This is a genomic window from Stenotrophomonas maltophilia, assembly GCF_006970445.1.
Taxonomy (GTDB): domain Bacteria; phylum Pseudomonadota; class Gammaproteobacteria; order Xanthomonadales; family Xanthomonadaceae; genus Stenotrophomonas; species Stenotrophomonas maltophilia_AU.
On record NZ_CP033877.1, the window covers coordinates 3,937,973 to 3,952,767 of the forward strand.

Genomic DNA, 14,795 nt, shown 5'->3' on the forward strand with positions numbered 1-14,795 from the left:
TCGCGGGTCTTGTGTGGGACGTTTGGGCTATCGTGGTCGCCCCCACCCCCATGGAATGCCCGATGCGCCGGTTGCCTGCCCTGTCCCTGCTGGCCTGCCTGCTGCTGGCCGCCTGCGATCGCGCGCCGGCGCCGGCCAGCACCGAGGCCCCGGTACCCGCCGCCGATCCGGCGCAGGCGGTGCTGGGCGCCAGCCAGCGTTTCGCGGCCCTGCGCAGCTTCCACGCCGAACTGGAGGTGCTGGGCGCACCGCAGCCGGTACGCAGCGCCATGGACTTCGTTGCGCCCGATCGTTTCCGGGTGGAGACTCCGGCCGGGCCGCAGACCATCGTCGGCGACACCATGTTCCTGCAGGCCGACGGTGCGATCCGCCAGGTGCCGACCCCGCCCGGCCTGCTCGAGCAGTGGCGCAACCCGCTGCCGGCCGATGCCCTGCCCGCCGACCTGAAGGCCGAAGACCTCGGCAGCCAGGCGCTGGACGGGGTCGAGACCCGGCACTACCGGCTGCGCGGTACCCAGCCCGGCGAGCGCCTGGAGTACTGGGTGGATGCCCAGGGCCTGCCACGCCAGATCGTGCGCAGCGGCAGCAGCAATGGCCGCAGCTTCCAGCTGCGCCTGCGCTATTCGCGCTTCAACGACCCCGCATTGCGTGTCGATCTGCCCTGAATAGGCGGTCGCGGCAACGTTCGCTGAAGCGTGCATTGGATCGATTCGGACCGCCATCACGCTTCCAGTATCATCACCGGCTGTTAACCGTTTCGGAGAAGCCTCGATGTCCCTGCGCGTGTCCCTGCTGATCCCCCTGTTGCTGTGTGCGCCGCTCGCATACGCACAGGACGCCTCCCAACTGGCGGCGATGTCCTCGCCGTGGAGCGGCAGCGGCGGCGAGCTCGGCTTCGCCTCGGCACGCGGCAACAGCAGCACCGAGAGCTTCAATGGCCGCCTGCGCCTGCTCTACACCGACGGCGACTGGGTGCACAGCATGGACCTGTTCGGCCTGCGCTCCAGCTCCAAGGTGACCGAGACCAACGACGACGGCACCACCACCCGCCGCAACAACACCACCGCCAATCGCTACACCGGCAGCGCCGGCAGTGCGCTGCAGCTGGGCGAGCATCGCCAGCTGTTCGCCAAGGTGCGCACCGAGCGCGACGACTTCGCCACCTATGATCGTCGCAGCTCGTTTGGCCTGGGTTACGGCACCCGCCTGTGGAGCACCGAGCGCTTTTCCTTTGACGCACTGGTCGGCCCGGGCGTCAGCCGCACTCACAGCACCGAAGACGACCGCACCCGCACCGGTCTGATCGGCCAAGGCCAGTTCGATCTGAAATACTCGCTGACCGACAACACCGACCTGGTGAACACGCTGCTGGTCGAATCGGGTTCCTACAACACCTTCGGCCAGAACGATTTCGGCGTTTCGGTGAGCATGAACGAACACCTGGCGCTGAAGGCCGGCTGGCAGGCGCGTTACAACAGCGACGTCGCTGTGGACAAGCGCAAGACCGATACGCTGACCACGATGAACGTGGTCTACAAGTTCAAATAAGAAACGGGCGCCAAGGCGCCCGTTCTTCATTTCGGTAGTGCCGGCCGCTGGCCGGCACTACCTGCGGTGGCTCAGACGTTCAACAGCTCGCCGGCGCCACCATCCAGCAGCTGCCTGGCCACCTGCTGGCCCAGCGCTTCCGGATCACTGGCCGGGCCCACCGCCTCGGCACGTACCGCACGGCCATCGCTGGCACTGCCGACCAGCCCCTGCAGGTGCAGATCGCCGCCCTGCCACTGCGCGATCGCGGCCACCGGCACGTGGCAGCTGCCATGCAGCGCGCGGTTCATTGCCCGCTCGGCTTCCACGCAGGCGCGCGTAGCGGCGTCATCAAGCGTGGCGAACAACGCCATCAGGCGCGTATTGCCACCGTCGCACTCCACCGCCACCGCCCCCTGCGCCGGGGCCGGCAGCCACTGTGGCGGCTGCAGGCGCGCGACGATGCGCCCGCCCAGGCCCAGACGCTCCAGGCCAGCCACGGCCAGCACGATGGCGTCGTAGCCACCGTTGTCGAGCTTGGCCAGGCGGGTGTTGACGTTGCCGCGCAGGTCCAGCAGCTCCAGGTCCGGGCGCAGCGCGCGCAGCTGGGCCTGGCGGCGCAACGACGAGGTGCCGACCCGCGCGCCGATCGGCAGCGCGTCCAGCGAGGCGTACAGGTTGGAGACGAAACCATCGGCCGGATCGTGGCGGGTCAGCATCGCCGGCAGTGCGAAGGGGTCGTCCAGTTCCATCGGCACATCCTTCAGCGAGTGCACGGCGCAGTCGGCCTCACCCCGCAGCATGGCCAGCTCCAGCTCCTTCAGGAACAGGCCCTTGCCACCGATGGCGGCCAGCGAGCGGTCCAGCACCTCATCACCGCGGGTGCTCATCGGCACCAGTTCCACATGCAGGCCGGGATGGGCCTGGCGCAGGCGGTCGGCGACGTGTTCGCTCTGCCAGAGGGCGAGCGGGCTCTTGCGGGTGGCGATGCGGACGGTTTCCATCCGGTCATTATCGCGCCTTCGGCGCGGATACGGCCAACGGCGGAGCCCCTCGTGGCTGCTGCATCGGCTGGATCTATCGCGCTTGGCCGGGGCGGTGGGGTCATGCGGGGACGCCGTAAACCCATCCCTGGGGGCTTGGCCGCGGCATCCATGCCGCGGACACCCCGCCTGCCCCCACCGCCCCGACCTCTGACAGTTTCCGTGTGCGCCAGCCACGGAAGATCAAAAGAAGAAAGCAGAAGCAAAAGCATCAGCCCAGGGCTTCCGGGGTCAGATCCCTTTTCCGCAGGAAAGGGATCTGACCCCTCTTTCCAAGCCGATAACAACAATGCTCTTGCTGTCCGATGCAGTGGAGAACGAGAGGGTTGGGCCGGGGTGGGGTGGCGGGACCGTTGGCGCCATGGGCCCGAGGTAAGCCTCGGGCGGGTTGGGCAGGACGCCCAACCCCGGTCTTGCCGTGTGCGCAGGATTGCGCACACGTGCAAGGCGCCATCGAGCCCCCATGGATGGGTTTACGGCGTGTCCCGCCACCCCACCCCGGCCCGACCCAGCACGCAAGAACAACGAGCCGATCAACCTGCTGTTGATCTTGATCTTGATCTTGATGTTGATCTGTAAGCAGTCGCGGCCGCAGGCCGCGCGGAACACTCACAGATGCCGCAATTCCTGTTTCAGCGTCGCCACACACCGGCGGCTGACTTCCAGCGGCTGCTTGCCATGCCGCAGCACCGCCTGCACCTGGCCGCCCGAGCCTCGACGCAGCTCCACCAGCTCGTGGCGTGCCACCAGGCAGTTGCGATGGATGCGGATGAAACGGCTGGCGAACTCTTCTTCCAGCGACTTCAGCGATTCCTCGATCAGGTCCTCGCCGCGCGCGTGGTGCACCACCACGTACTTCTCCTCGGCCTGCAGGTAGTGGATATCGTCCAGCGGAATCAGCCGCAGGCTGCCACGCAGGCGTGCGCACAGCACGCTGCGTGCCTGTTGCCCGCTGTGCTCCTGCGGCTGGCCATCGCGGCCGGCCAGGAACGTGCGTGCACGTGCAATCGCCGCCGCCAGTCGTTCGGCGCGTACCGGCTTCATCAGGTAGTCGATCGCCGCGGCCTCGAACGCAGACAACGCATGCGCATCGTAGGCGGTGCAGAACACCACCGCCGGCCGCGGTTCGAAGCTGGCCAGATGACGCGCCGCTTCCAGGCCATCCAGCCCGGGCATCGCGATATCCAGCAGGACCAGGTCAGGCTGCAGCTCCGCGCACGCGTGCAGGGCCTGCTCGCCGTTGCCGGCCTCGGCCACCACGTCCACGCCGTCCTGTGCCGCCAACAGGCTGCGCAGGCGCTCGCGCGCCAGTGGTTCGTCATCAGCGATGACTACCCTCACGATCGTTCCCTCACTGGATCGGCACTGTCACCTGGCAGGCATAGTAGCCCTCGCTCCAGCCAGCCGTCATCCGCGCGGCGCTGCCAAAGCGCCAGGCCAGCCGATGGCCGATGCTGTGCTGGGCATGGCCGGTCCCCCGCGCCAACGCCAGCCCGGGCGCCTGCGGATCGGGCGCCGGGTTGCGCACGCGGATCTGCAGCACATTGCCCTCGCGCGCCAGCTGCAGTTCGATGGTGCCGCCATCGGGCAGGCGCGAGATGCCATGCAGCACGGCGTTTTCCACCAGCGGCTGCAGTACCAGCCTTGGCAACGGCAGGTCCCAGGGCAGCGGCTCGTCGCGCTGCCAACGCACCTGCAGGCGTTCGCCCAGGCGCAGCGATTCGATCGACAGGTAGCGCTCGGCCAGCTCGCATTCGTCGCGCAGGGTGGAATCGCCCTCGCCCGCACCCAACGCGGCGCGGAACAGATCGGACAGATCGAGCACCGCGCGCTCGGCCACCGCAGGATCGCGATGCAGCAGGCTGGCGATGAGGTTCATGCTGTTGAACAGGAAGTGCGGACGGATCCGCGCCTGCAGCGCGTCGGCCTGGGCGCGCGCATTGGCCTGCACCTGCGCGGCCCAGCGATCACTTACGTAGAAATAGCGCAGCGCCAGCGCGGCAATCAGCGCCGTGGTTGCCGCGCTGCCGAGGGTGAAACGCCAGAAGCTGATGCCGCTGGCGAAGTTGTCGCCCAGCACCGCGTACAAGGCATGCACGATGCCGGCACAGACCACCGCGATCAGGGTCGCCAACGTAATCGCAGCGACCGCCCCCAGCATCTGTGGCAGCCTCGACAGTGCCTTCCGCAGCAGGCACAGGCTCGCGGTCACCGCCAACGCAAGCCACAACGCAAAGCCACTGGCCGACAGCAGTTCGCCGAAGGTCCAGTGGCGGCTGCCATCCGGGGCCAGCGCCAGCAGCACCACTACCAGCTCGGCCAGGCCGAGCATCGCCGCCAGCCGCGGCAGGCGGCACAGTTCCGGCATCCACGGCGGTGTGCTGGCCGGAGGCATGGTTCAGGCCGCGCCCAGGCGTTCCTGCAGCCAGTCACCCAGTGCCTGGATTTCCTCGGCACAGACCTGGTGGGCCATCGGGTAGCTGTGCCACTCCACGTCCAGGCCCAGCGTACGCAGCGCCTGTGCGCTGTGCGCGGCCACGGCCTGCGGGATCACCGGATCACCACTGCCATGGGCCATGAACACCGGCACCTGCACCGCCCCTTCAACACGCTTGGCGCTGTCGGCTTCGGGCAGATAGGTGGACAGTGCGATCAAGCCGGCCAGCGGCGCGGTACGCGACAGCGCGGCGGTCAGGATGATCGCGCCACCCTGCGAGAAGCCGGCCAGGAAGATCTTCCCGGCCGGGATGCCACGCTCGATTTCACGGGCGATCAGCGCGTCCAGCTGCACCACCGATTCCTGCACGCCAGCCATGTCGGCGCGCGAACGGAAGTCCATGCCGACGATGTCGTACCAGCCGCGCATCGGCACGCCGTTGTTGATCGTGATCGGCCGCACCGGTGCGTGCGGGAACACGAAGCGCAGCGCCGGCCAGTGCGGCCGCACCAGCTCCGGCACGATCGGCGCGAAATCATGGCCGTCGGCGCCGAGGCCGTGCAGCCAGATCACCGACCACTGCGGCGAGGCGCCGGTTTCCTGTTCCACCGTTTGCAGCATGATGCGGCTCCTTCAAGTTCGAGCCGCATTATGCCGCTGGCACGGGGCGATCAGTACAGTGGCGGTTGCTCGGCGGCTTCCCGGCGCAGTTGTGCGGCGCGTACCAGCACCGGCGGCGGGATGTTCTCTTCGGGGATATCGAGCAGGCCGAGGCGATGCAGGAAGGCGCCGGGGCCACGCGACGAGGTCAGCGCCACCACCGGAACGGCCAGCACCATGCCGATCACCACCGGCGCCATCCAGGCCGCCAGCGACGGCGACACCGCCCAGGCCAGCACGCCCATGAAGGCGCCGAACACACCCAGGCCACCGTAGCCACGGATCAGTGCCATCCACGAAATGCCGCCGTCGTCGCGCTGCTGCGCATCCCAGCCGGAATCGCGGCCTGACAACACTTCGGCCACGCCACGCGACTGCACGTACATCACCACCGGCGCCATCAGTGCGGCGAGCACGGTTTCCACCAGCATCGACACGAAGGCGCGGATCGCACCGCCACAACCTCGGCGGTCGACCGGGTCCAGCAGCATCGCCAGGTAGCCGAGCACCTTGGGCAGCAGCAGCACCGCCATGGTGGCAGCGAACAGGCGCACCACCTGCTCCTCGTCCTGCGCACGCCAGTACACGCTGGGCGACAGGTGCAGCAGGGCATTGAAGTCGATGCCCTCCTGGAACAGCGGGATGGCGATGCCGATCAGCATCAGCATTGCCCACATCGGTGCGGTGAAATAGTGGCCGATGCCGATCAGCATGTGCGTGCGGCTGATCCAGTGCAGGCCGCGGCTGCCGACCACCTTGCCGTGCTGCAGGTTGCCCTGGCACCAGCGACGGTCGCGCACCAGCAGGTCGGTCAGCGTCGGCGGGCCCTCTTCATAGCTGCCACCGAGGTAGGGCACCATGTGCGCGGCCCAGCCGCCACGCCGCATCAACGCCGCTTCGACGAAGTCATGGCTGAGCACATGGCCGCCGAACGGCTTGCGCCCCGGCAGCGCCGGCAGGCCGGCGTGGTCGGCGAAGGCGCGGGTGCGGATGATGGCGTTGTGGCCCCAGTAATTGCTCTCGGCGCCATGCCACCAGGCAACGCCACGGGCGATCACCGGCCCGTACACGCGGCCGCCGAACTGCTGCATGCGCGCGAACAGGGTGCGGCCGCCGATCACCGACGGCAGGGTCTGGATCAGTCCGACGTCGGCGTTGTGCTCCATGCCGGCCACCAGGCGCACGATGCTGTCGCCGGTCATCAGGCTGTCGGCATCGAGGATCAGCATCTGCGGGTAGGCACCGCCGAAGCGGCGGACCCAGTCGGCGATGTTGCCGGCCTTGCGCCCGCTGTTGTCGCCACGGCGACGGTAGAACAGGCGGGTCTGTCCATCCGGCACCCGATCGCGCAGCTCGGCGAACACCTGCTCCTCGGCAGCGGCGATATCCTCGCGGCGGGTATCGCTGAGCACGAAGAAGTCGAAGCGGTCGAGCTGGCCGGTGGCTGCCACCGACTCGTAGATCGCCTGCAGGCCCGCCAGCAGGCGGCGCGGGTCTTCGTTGTAGGTCGGCATCAACAGCGCGGTACGGCTGTGCACGGCCGGCAACGGTTTGTCCGGGTCGATGCCCAGGCGATAGCCACGGTCGAACACGGCGGTCAGGAAGCCCGCCAAAGCGCTGGCGAATGACAACGCGATCCAGGCAAACAGGCCGACGAACAGTACCAGCAGGCAGGCTTCGAGCACGCTGATGCCATTGGCCGACAGCACCCGCCACATCATCCGCGTGGCCACGGCGGTCATGCCGAGCGTGCCACCGAAGAGGTACAGCCGGCGCAGGCCAATCAGGCGCGGCGAGGTGCGATGCCGCCGGACCTTCAATGCGCCTTCGCGCAGGGTCTGTTCGGGCATCGGCAACGGAGATTCAGCGGGCAGCAGCGCCCAACCGGCATCGAGCCGGGGCGTTTCTGCTTCCGCATGGAGGGTCTGCACCGCCATCGTCGCCTACTCCGCGCCGTCGGCACGGCCGGCCATCCCGGCCGGGCTGCATGCACCAAGGTTCCCGGCGCGCTTTCCCGGCGCCCGCACTTGTCCTGGCTGTGTCGGCCTCAAGCCGCACAGTCGATGTCTGTCACTACCGGAACCCACACGATCTCCAACGGGGCGGAATCGAAAATGCGGCCCAGTCTAGGGTGCCGAATGTAAGCCGGGTGCGAAGGTCTACGCCGGGATTTATCCCCATTCAGCAAATAGCAGGCGATTGCGCCGGGGGATGGCCAGATGTCATTGCATTGCCCCCGGTACTGGATCGTAACAAACGCGAACGGTTATCATTTCATTAACCAGGCAGGTCACCGTCTTCCGCACGGCCGCGACCCACCCAGCTGCGCCGGTCCACACCGCGCGCCCGACGACCCACGGAAGGGGCGGCTGCCTGCTGTCTGCCTGCGCCTGCTGCTTCCACAGGGTCACCCCACCTCCCATGGAAGCCGTCATGTCCCCGTCGTCCCGTTCCCGTTCCGCGCGCCTGCCGCGCACCCGCCTGGCCAGCGCTCTGGCCACCGCCTGCCTGATCGCCCTGCCCGGCCTGGCCGCCGCAGAGGCCAGCGCCGATGCCTCCACCAAGGACCTGGATACCGTGGTGGTCACTGCCTCGGGCAGCCAGCAGTGGATCAAGGATGCCCCGGCCAGCATCAGCGTGATCAGCCGTGAGGACATCGAGCGCCAGCCGGTGCCCGACCTGGCCACCCTGCTCAGCCGCGTGCCGGGCGTGACCGGCGGCCTCAGCGCCGTCGGCGAACAGTCCAAGATCAAGCTGCGTGGCATGCCGTCCAACTACACGCTGGTGCTGGTGGACGGCAAGCGCATGGGCAGCTCGGCCTCGACCAACTATCGCCCCGACCTCGGCCGCCAGGACCTGAACTGGATCTCGCCTGACCAGATCGAACGCATCGAAGTGGTGCGTGGACCGATGTCCTCGCTGTATGGCTCCGATGCCATGGGCGGGGTGATCAACATCATCACCCGGCGCATCGGCGACGAATGGAACGGCAGCGCCACCCACAGCTACACCCGCCCCGGTGATGGCAAGCGTGGCGATACCCAGCAGATCGGTGCGACCTTCTCCGGCCCGCTGGGCGAACGCTTCGGCCTGCGCATCGGTGCCAACAGCATGCGCCGTGATTCGGACCAGTCCAACAACGGTGTCTACGGCAATGCCTATGCCGGCGAGAAGGACCGCAACGTTGATGCGCTGCTGCAGTGGAAACTGAGCGATGCACAGGAACTGTCGCTGGAAGCCGGGCACGGCGTGCAGCAGGCCTTCATCGATGCGTCGCTGGAAAAGCAGGACGAAGGCGCCTGGGGTGCCAGTGAGCTCAAGCGCAGTTCGCTGGCGCTCAACCATGATGGCAAGTGGGCCTTCGGCACCTCCAAGCTCAGCGCGTACTGGACCGAATACAAGAACGACATCGGCGCCACCGGCCGTTCCGAGGCCACCGACACCATCATCGAAGGCAGCCTGACCACGCCATTCACGCTGGGCGTTGAACACCAGTTCGCCGTGGGTGGGCAGTGGAAGCGCCAGGAGCTGACCAACACCGATACCATCGGCCGCGCGCCGATCGACTACGCCGGCAACGCGGTCAGCGGTTCCAATCTGGAAGTGGATACCTGGGCGTTGTTTGTCGAGGATGAGCTGAAGCTGCACCGCACCCTGGCCCTGACCGTGGGCGCACGCCTGGACCATCACGAGCAGTTCGGCGGCCATGTCAGCCCGCGCGCGTACCTGGTCTGGCACCCCGCCGAACAGTGGACGATCCGCGGTGGCGTCTCCAAGGGCTTCCGTGCGCCCAGCCTGACCGAGAATTCGCCCAGCGCCGCCACACAGTCCGGGGGCCGTGGCTGCACCTCGCTGATTCCGCTGGGCTACACCCGTGGCGGGTGCTACATGGCCGGCAACCCGGACCTGGATCCGGAAACCAGCACCAACCGCGAGATCGGCATCAGCTTCGACAATGACCTGATCGATGTCGGCGTGACCTACTTCCACACCGACTTCCGCAACAAGATCGAGTACGCACCGCTGGGCCGGTTCAATGGCATCTGGTGGACGCGCATGAGCAACGTGCAGCGCGCGCGCACCAGTGGCATGGAAGGCAACTTCAATGTCCGCTTCGGCGAGCAGTGGCGCTGGCGCACCTCGGCGACCTGGATGAAGGAAGCCAAGAACCTGACCACTGGCCGAAACCTGATCGATACCCCGGAATTCTCCGGCTATTCGTCGCTGGACTGGACGCCGAACACGATGTTCTCCAGCAGCCTGTCGGCGCAGTACACCGGCAAGCAGACCGGCACCGCCACGACCTTCCTCAAGGCCTACACGCTGTATGACCTGACCGCTGCATGGAACGTCAACGAGGTGCTGACCCTGCGCGGCGGCGTCAGCAACCTGGCGGACAAGAAGCTGTATGCAGAAGGCTCCACCGATTACTTCGTCGCCGGGCGCAGCTACTTCCTCAGCATGACCGCACGGTTCTGACCGGCGGCGCGCGCCGTGATCGCGCTGGCGACATGCCAGCGCGATCGACGGTGTTGCGGGTTACTCGCTTTCCAGCGCGGCCGGTGCCGCATCCCGCGTGGCGGCCGTGCGCGCACGGTCCATCGCCACCGCCAGTTGCTGGCGTGCGAGCAGTTGTTGTGCCTGCACCACTTCAGGTGTCGGCAGGAGCACCGGTCCCGGTGCGTTTTCCGGTGTAGCAGGTGTGGTCATGCAACCTCCATGGACATCCCGCCGCCGCACGGGTCCAGCCGGGGCGGCAGCGGAACTGCGCACCCTATCCTAAAAACAAGGCGAGTGGGTGACGGTGCGGCGCCCTGCCGCGGCTCCACACCGGCCCACCCGTCACATTTTTGACGCCGGAGACTGGTTTCCTGAACCGATCGCCCCGTATCATGTAACCGTTTTCCTACAAGGACGTATTCGTCAATGAACGCAGTCGACCTCTCCCGCTTCAGCCCGAAGTGGCAGTTCCGCTTCAACTTCTTCCAGCAGCACGGCGCGCCCAAGGAGCCGGGCTTCAAGCAGGCCTGGAAGGCGCTGTCCTTCGGCGACCGCCTGAAGATCAACATCAACTTCTTCGCCTTCTTCTTCGGCGCCATCTACCTGTTCATCCTGGGCATGTGGCGCAAGGCGCTGGTGGTGATCGGCATCAACATCGTGCTGGCCATCGTCACCCTGTTCCTGCCGGAAATCGTTGCCCGCGCACTGTTCATCGCCATGAACTTCCTGGTCGCCTCCAGCACCAACTACAGCTATTACCTGGAGCAGGTGAAGGGCAAGGCCAGCTGGAACCCGTTCGAAGGCATGTTCTGAGCCGAGGCAGTCACCGGACCCGGTCCGGTGCACCGGTGAGTGACACGAAGACGCCCGGCCCCTGGCCGGGCGTCTTCGTTCATGCCGTGCCTCAGGCTGCGCGGCGTGAGGGCACCTGCGGCTCGGCCTGCAGGCGGAAGCGCGACACCGCCACCGCCAGCTGCTCGGCCTGCTCTTCCATCGCCCGCGCGGCGGCGCTGGCTTCCTCCACCAGTGCGGCATTCTGCTGGGTGGTTTCGTCCATCTGCACCACGGTCTGGTTGACCTGCTCGATGCCGGCCGACTGCTCGCGCGACGCGGCCGAGATCTCGGCCATGATCTCGTTGACCCGACCGACCTGACCGACGATTTCCTGCATGGTGCGCCCGGCGCCGTGCACCAGCTGCGCACCGGCACCGACCTGGGCCACCGAGGCGTCGATCAGCTCCTTGATCTCCTTCGCGGCACCCGCCGAACGCTGCGCCAGCGCGCGCACTTCACTGGCGACCACCGCGAAACCACGGCCCTGCTCACCGGCGCGTGCCGCTTCCACTGCCGCGTTCAACGCCAGGATGTTGGTCTGGAACGCAATGCCATCGATCACCGAGATGATCTCGGCGATGCGCTGCGAAGACGCCTCGATCTGCTCCATGGTGTGCACCACCTGGCTGACCACCTGGCCGCCTTCGCTGGCCACGCCCGCCGCGGAACCGGCCAGCGTGTTGGCCTGCAGCGCATGGTCGGCGTTCTGGCGCACGGTGGAGGTCAGTTCTTCCATCGACGCGGCGGTTTCTTCCAGGTTGGCGGCCTGCTGTTCGGTGCGGCGCGACAGATCGCTGTTGCCGGCGGCGATCTCACCGGCAGCCAGGCGGATGCTGGCCGCCGACTGCTGGATCTGGCCGACGATCTGGGTCAGGTGCTGCACGGTGCTGTTGGCATCGTCGCGCATCACCGCAAACACCCCGTGGAAATCACCCTGCATGCGGGTACTGAGGTCACCGGCTGCGATCGCGCGCAACAGCGTCGACAGTGCAGCCAGGTTGTGGTCGCTGACCTGCATCATCGTGTTCAGGGTCTCCACCATGCGGCGGAAATCGTGGTCGAATCGCAGTGCATCACCGCGCACGGCGAAATCACCGGCAGCGGCCGCGGCGGCCAGCTGCTGGATCTGCTCGTTGATCGCGGCCAGGTTGCTCTTGGTGGTCGCCATCGCGGCGGTGAATACCGCCTTCTCGCCCGGCAGCGCTTCCATGTCCACGCTGAGGTCGCCCACGGCATAGCGCTGCATCACTTCAACCAGGCGCTGGGTGACCGCATTGCTGGATGCCACCAGCTGGTTGCTGTCGGCCACCATGCGGCCGTACTCGCCCGGGAACGCCGCGGCGTCCATGCGGTAGCTGAGTTCACCGGCATCGTGGCGGCGCGCCATTTCGGCCTGCGCAGCCATCACCGACTGCAGCTGGCCGCGCATGCCCTGCATCGCGTCCAGCAGGCGCCCCACTTCATCGTTGCTGCGCGCCGGCAACGTGCTGTCCAGCTTGCCGGCGGCGACGTCACCAGCCACGCGCACCGCTTCGGCCAGCGGGCGGATCGCCAGCCGGCGCAGCAGTACATAGACACCGGCACTGAGGGTCAACGCAGCGATCACGCCGACCAGCAGGGTCAGCCACAGCAGCTGGCGTGCTTCAGCCACGATCACCGCATGCGGCATCACCACGCCCAGCGCGAAGCGTTGCGGGGCGTCGCCCACGCGCAGCGGCACATACACACGCACGTTGCCGGCCGCATCGGGGCTGAAAGCCTCGAACGGGCGGTCGGCGGCGATGTCGGCCAGCATGCTGCGGGTCAGGGCATCGTTGCGCGGCTTGCCGATCTCGGCGGCATTGGCCGAGGCCAGCACCACGCCCTTCGGCGACAGCAGTTCGACGCGGCCCGCCCCCATCGGCTTCAAGGTGGCCAGGTGCTTCTGCAGCGCTGCCAGCGAGAAGTCCACGGTGAACACGCCCAGGAACCTGCCGTTCTCGATGATCGGCGTGCTCAGCGTACTCATCAGCACCTGCTGCCCGGCAATGTCATAGGCATAGGGCTCGCTGACCTTCGGCAGCTTGTCGCGGCTGGGCACCATGTACCAGTCACCGGAACCGCTGGCGGTCTCGGTGTAGTCGGTCATTGTCGACTGCTGCGGCTTGCCGTCGTGCCAGGCCCAGTAGCTCATGTAACGACCGGTGGCGTCGTGTGCTTCGGTGTTGACGAACGCGGCATCCTTGCCGTCGAAGGCATCGGCCTCCCACATGGTGCTCTTGCCCAGCCATTCCGGATGGGTGCGCAGCTGCTCGCCGAGCACCGCCGCGAGGCTGGCGCGATCAGGCACATCCCCACGGGCGCGCTGGGCCAGCACGGTCTCGACCATGGCGTCATTGCTGGCGAAGGCAGTGCCCAGGTCGGCCGAGACCTGGCGTGCTTCGGCGTTGGCTTCGCTGGTCATGGTCTGGCGCGAGGCGCTGATCAGGCTGGTGCTGGCTTGTCGGTAGATCAGGAACGCGGTCAGGCCGAAGCACAGCAGCGCGATCACGGCGGTGCCCAGCATCAGCTTGTGGGCGATGCTGCCCGGGCGGCGGGCAGCGGCGGAGCGGGAAGAAGACATGGGAGGGTCCGCAAGGCAGTTCAGGACGACCGGCACCACGAGGGCACCGCGCAGGCGCGCGATCCGTCGCGCAGGCGACCGGCCGCCGGGGTGGGCCCGGCACTGGAAGCGCACCGGGTTAGCGGCCGCCCGCCAACGAGGTTGAGGCGGCCCGCCTGCACATTCCTGAATCCGCTCAGGGTCGGCTCAGTTGTCCGCCCCCCGCGATGGCCTCACTCAGCCACGCGGTCCTTGATCCATTGCGCGCGCGGCAGTACCTCGATGCTGCCGACGGCGTACTGCTGCAGCACGTCGTCCGGCCCGAACCACGGTTGCCAGCCCAGCTCGCTGCGCAGGCGGGCGCTGTCGTACACACGGTCGATGCTCAATGGCAGCGGCCAACCACGGCGTTCGAACTCGGCCAGCAGCTGCGGCGCGCGACGGGCCAGCACGCTGCGCGGGTGGGTGGCCAGTTCCAGGCAGTCCTCGCGCCGGAACGGCGTCGGTGCGCAGGCGAGGTAGCGCGCGAATCGGGCGCCTTCGTCGAGCAGCAGTGCTGCATGTGCGCTGGCCACATCGCGGGCGTCGATGCCGCGATGCAGGCGGAACATCGCCATCCGTTCGGGCGGTTCCGGGAAACACCGGCCCATGCGCAGCACGCGAACGCTGAAGCCCGGCGTGGCAGCGGCTTCGGCCAGGGTCTCGGCCTGCAGCTTGGTGCGATGGTAGATCGTGCGCGGCAACGGCTCGGTGTCTTCGTCGATCCAGCGGCAGCCACCGGCCACCACGGCATGGCCGTACAGCGCAGTGGTGCTGGTCAGCACGAAACGACGTACGCCGGCTTCGCGTGCGGCCTGCAGCAGGTGCGCGGTTGCCTCCACGTTGATCTGCTGGAACACCGCGTCCGGCACCAGGCCGACATGCGGGGCATGCAGGGCCGCAGTATGGATGACTGCGTCCACGCCCTTTACCGCGCGTGCGACGGCCTGGCGGTCGGTGACATCGGCAATGATGCGCGTGGTGGCGAACGGGCTGCGGTCCAACCCCACCACTTCGTGGGCGGCCGCCAATGCACCGAAGATCGCGCGCCCGATGCGCCCGGAACTGCCGGTCAACAGAATCTTCATTGAGTCCATTCACTCGAAGCGCCCGGGAACTACCGGGATACTTCGATTCTAGGCATGCATTCGCGCATCTGCGATAGGACAGCCAT

At 67.5% G+C, this 14,795-nt stretch carries 12 protein-coding genes; 4 read left to right on the forward strand and 8 right to left on the reverse strand.

The window, feature by feature from the left end; genetic code table 11:
• Positions 1 to 62 precede the first annotated feature (62 nt).
• Positions 63 to 665, forward strand: coding sequence for a LolA family protein (locus EGM71_RS18030; protein WP_188486132.1), 603 nt, complete (start codon positions 63 to 65; stop codon positions 663 to 665).
• A gap of 106 nt (positions 666 to 771) precedes the next feature.
• Entirely contained in the window at positions 772 to 1,548 is a 777-nt protein-coding gene (locus EGM71_RS18035; RefSeq protein ID WP_188486134.1) for a DUF481 domain-containing protein, read from the forward strand.
• A gap of 71 nt (positions 1,549 to 1,619) precedes the next feature.
• On the opposite strand, the gene hemC is transcribed toward EGM71_RS18035, so the two are convergent.
• The 5 genes from hemC to mdoH all read right to left on the reverse strand — a co-directional run bounded on the left by hemC (position 1,620) and on the right by mdoH (position 7,604).
• Positions 1,620 to 2,531, reverse strand: coding sequence for a hydroxymethylbilane synthase (gene hemC, locus EGM71_RS18040; protein WP_188486136.1), 912 nt, complete (start codon positions 2,529 to 2,531; stop codon positions 1,620 to 1,622).
• 648 nt (positions 2,532 to 3,179) lie between these two features.
• Complete coding sequence (locus tag EGM71_RS18045; protein ID WP_005419545.1) at positions 3,180 to 3,911, reverse strand: LytR/AlgR family response regulator transcription factor; 732 nt, start codon at positions 3,909 to 3,911, stop codon at positions 3,180 to 3,182.
• A gap of 10 nt (positions 3,912 to 3,921) precedes the next feature.
• Positions 3,922 to 4,965 carry a sensor histidine kinase gene (locus EGM71_RS18050; protein ID WP_188486138.1) on the reverse strand — a complete coding sequence of 348 codons (1,044 nt, stop codon included), beginning with the start codon at positions 4,963 to 4,965 and terminating at the stop codon, positions 3,922 to 3,924.
• Positions 4,966 to 4,968: 3 nt separating this feature from the next.
• Entirely contained in the window at positions 4,969 to 5,628 is a 660-nt protein-coding gene (locus tag EGM71_RS18055) for an alpha/beta hydrolase (RefSeq protein WP_188486140.1), read from the reverse strand.
• Between the two features lie 50 nt (positions 5,629 to 5,678).
• The gene (gene mdoH / locus EGM71_RS18060) at positions 5,679 to 7,604 is read right to left on the reverse strand and encodes a glucans biosynthesis glucosyltransferase MdoH (RefSeq protein ID WP_188486142.1); all 1,926 of its coding nucleotides are present in this window, start codon (positions 7,602 to 7,604) and stop codon (positions 5,679 to 5,681) included.
• A gap of 496 nt (positions 7,605 to 8,100) precedes the next feature.
• Between mdoH and EGM71_RS18065 the strand changes: the two genes are divergently transcribed.
• Complete coding sequence (locus EGM71_RS18065) at positions 8,101 to 10,146, forward strand: TonB-dependent receptor domain-containing protein (protein WP_188486144.1); 2,046 nt, start codon at positions 8,101 to 8,103, stop codon at positions 10,144 to 10,146.
• Positions 10,147 to 10,206: 60 nt separating this feature from the next.
• Here the strand turns inward: EGM71_RS18065 and EGM71_RS18070 are convergent, their stop codons facing one another.
• On the reverse strand, positions 10,207 to 10,377 hold the full coding sequence (locus EGM71_RS18070; RefSeq protein ID WP_005419553.1) for a hypothetical protein: 171 nt from the start codon (positions 10,375 to 10,377) through the stop codon (positions 10,207 to 10,209).
• Positions 10,378 to 10,593: 216 nt separating this feature from the next.
• Between EGM71_RS18070 and EGM71_RS18075 the strand changes: the two genes are divergently transcribed.
• On the forward strand, positions 10,594 to 10,980 hold the full coding sequence (locus EGM71_RS18075; protein WP_188486146.1) for a DUF2628 domain-containing protein: 387 nt from the start codon (positions 10,594 to 10,596) through the stop codon (positions 10,978 to 10,980).
• A 91-nt stretch (positions 10,981 to 11,071) separates the two neighbouring features.
• Here EGM71_RS18075 and EGM71_RS20960 read toward each other — a convergent pair whose 3' ends face one another.
• Positions 11,072 to 13,603, reverse strand: a complete 2,532-nt coding sequence (locus EGM71_RS20960; protein WP_188486147.1) for a methyl-accepting chemotaxis protein — start codon at positions 13,601 to 13,603, stop codon at positions 11,072 to 11,074.
• A gap of 212 nt (positions 13,604 to 13,815) precedes the next feature.
• A complete protein-coding gene (locus tag EGM71_RS18085; RefSeq protein WP_188486149.1) occupies positions 13,816 to 14,709 on the reverse strand; it encodes an NAD-dependent epimerase/dehydratase family protein in 894 nt (297 codons plus the stop codon).
• Positions 14,710 to 14,795: the final 86 nt, after the last annotated feature.

What these genes read in the sequence shown, in the direction of transcription:
- EGM71_RS18030 (WP_188486132.1), top strand. Translation starts at nt 63, where the DNA reads ATGCGCCGGTTGCCTGCCCTGTCCCTGCTGGCCTGCCTGCTGCTGGCC.
- hemC (WP_188486136.1), bottom strand. Translation starts at nt 2,531, where the DNA reads ATGGAAACCGTCCGCATCGCCACCCGCAAGAGCCCGCTCGCCCTCTGG.
- EGM71_RS18050 (WP_188486138.1), bottom strand. Translation starts at nt 4,965, where the DNA reads ATGCCTCCGGCCAGCACACCGCCGTGGATGCCGGAACTGTGCCGCCTG.
- EGM71_RS18055 (WP_188486140.1), bottom strand. Translation starts at nt 5,628, where the DNA reads ATGCTGCAAACGGTGGAACAGGAAACCGGCGCCTCGCCGCAGTGGTCG.
- EGM71_RS18085 (WP_188486149.1), bottom strand. Translation starts at nt 14,709, where the DNA reads ATGAAGATTCTGTTGACCGGCAGTTCCGGGCGCATCGGGCGCGCGATC.
- mdoH (WP_188486142.1), bottom strand. Translation starts at nt 7,604, where the DNA reads ATGGCGGTGCAGACCCTCCATGCGGAAGCAGAAACGCCCCGGCTCGAT.
- EGM71_RS20960 (WP_188486147.1), bottom strand. Translation starts at nt 13,603, where the DNA reads ATGTCTTCTTCCCGCTCCGCCGCTGCCCGCCGCCCGGGCAGCATCGCC.
- EGM71_RS18035 (WP_188486134.1), top strand. Translation starts at nt 772, where the DNA reads ATGTCCCTGCGCGTGTCCCTGCTGATCCCCCTGTTGCTGTGTGCGCCG.
- EGM71_RS18065 (WP_188486144.1), top strand. Translation starts at nt 8,101, where the DNA reads ATGTCCCCGTCGTCCCGTTCCCGTTCCGCGCGCCTGCCGCGCACCCGC.
- EGM71_RS18070 (WP_005419553.1), bottom strand. Translation starts at nt 10,377, where the DNA reads ATGACCACACCTGCTACACCGGAAAACGCACCGGGACCGGTGCTCCTG.
- EGM71_RS18075 (WP_188486146.1), top strand. Translation starts at nt 10,594, where the DNA reads ATGAACGCAGTCGACCTCTCCCGCTTCAGCCCGAAGTGGCAGTTCCGC.